The organism is Litchfieldella qijiaojingensis (assembly GCF_014651875.1).
GTDB classification, from domain to species: Bacteria; Pseudomonadota; Gammaproteobacteria; order Pseudomonadales; family Halomonadaceae; genus Litchfieldella; species Litchfieldella qijiaojingensis.
Genome location: NZ_BMXS01000071.1, coordinates 1 through 1312, shown reverse-complemented (window position 1 = coordinate 1312; position 1312 = coordinate 1). Strand labels below are relative to the sequence as shown.

General features: G+C 61.5%; 1 protein-coding gene and 1 other annotated feature. The gene reads left to right on the top strand.

The features are described from left to right. Window positions 1-50: 50 nt before the first annotated feature. Window positions 51-1273 (top strand): IS3 family transposase gene (locus tag IE093_RS22250; RefSeq protein WP_189473121.1). Its coding sequence is split into 2 segments (ribosomal slippage): window positions 51-336 and window positions 336-1273, totalling 1224 coding nucleotides; the frame shifts between segments, so codons are not numbered across the junction. Next, window positions 329-445 (top strand) — a sequence feature (AL1L pseudoknot). Its footprint overlaps the gene before it by 117 nt. Window positions 1274-1312: the final 39 nt, after the last annotated feature.

Below are 1312 nucleotides of genomic sequence, written 5' to 3'. Positions count from 1 at the left end.
TGAACCGCCCCGGGATTCCCGGAGACTCCATTTCTTGAGAGGATGGAGTGATGACAACATCGAAGAAATACTCACCTGAGGTGAGGGAACGGGCGGTTCGGATGGTGCGCGAGCACCAGGATGAATACGCTTCACAGTGGGCTGCGATTGAGTCGATTGCCGGCAAGTTTGGCTGTGCCCCGCAGACCCTGTGCAACTGGGTTCGTCAGGCCGAGCGTGACGCTGGAGAGCGGGCCGGGTTGACGACCGAGGAGCGCGCCCGCCTGAAGGCGCTGGAGCGGGAAAACCGGGAATTGCGCCAGGCCAACGAGATCCTGCGCAAGGCATCCGCGTATTTTGCCCAGGCGGAGCTCGACCGCCGCTTCAAGTCATGACGGCCTTCATTGACGAACATCGCGCGGTTCATGGAGTCGAGCCGATCTGCCGGGTACTGCCGATCGCTCCATCGACCTACTATGCCCATGTGCAGCGCCGTACTCAGCCCGCTCGGCGCTCACGCCGTGAGCAACGCGATGAACGGTTGTGCCAGGAAATTGAGCGTGTCTGGGAGGAGAACTTCCGGGTCTATGGCGCCCGCAAGGTCTGGCGGCAATTGAAGCGGGAGTCCCTTGCGGTTGCGCGCTGCACGGTGGAGCGCTTGATGCGTCGTCTGGGGCTGCAAGGCGTGGTACGGGGCAAGTCCGTCAAGACCACGGTCAACGACAAGGCCAGTGCGTGCCCCCTGGACCGGGTCAATCGCCAGTTTCGTGCCGATCGGCCCAACGCTCTGTGGGTTTCGGACTTCACCTACGTCAGCACCTGGCAGGGATTCGCTTACGTGGCCTTTGTCCTTGATGTGTTCGCCCGCCGCATCGTCGGCTGGCGGGTGTCCGGCACGGCACGCACAGAGTTCGTGCTCGATGCCCTGGAGCAGGCCATCCATGAACGACGCCCTGGCGATGACAGCGGCCTTATCCATCATAGTGACCGTGGTGTCCAGTATGTGTCGATTCGCTATACGGAACGGCTGGCCGAGGCGGGAATCGAGCCTTCTGTGGGCAGTGTGGGTGACTCCTATGACAATGCCCTGGCGGAGACCATCAACGGCTTGTACAAGGCCGAGGTCATCCATCGCAGGTCATGGCCGACCCGGTCTGCCGTGGAACTGGCCACACTGGAATGGGTGAACTGGTTCAATCACCGGCGGTTGCTGGAGTCGATTGGCAACATACCACCCGCTGAGGCGGAAGCTCGCTACTATCAACAAAGTACCGAGTCCGCTCAGGCAGCGTGACTCAAACGAGAAAGTCTCCGAGATAGTCGGGGCGGTTCA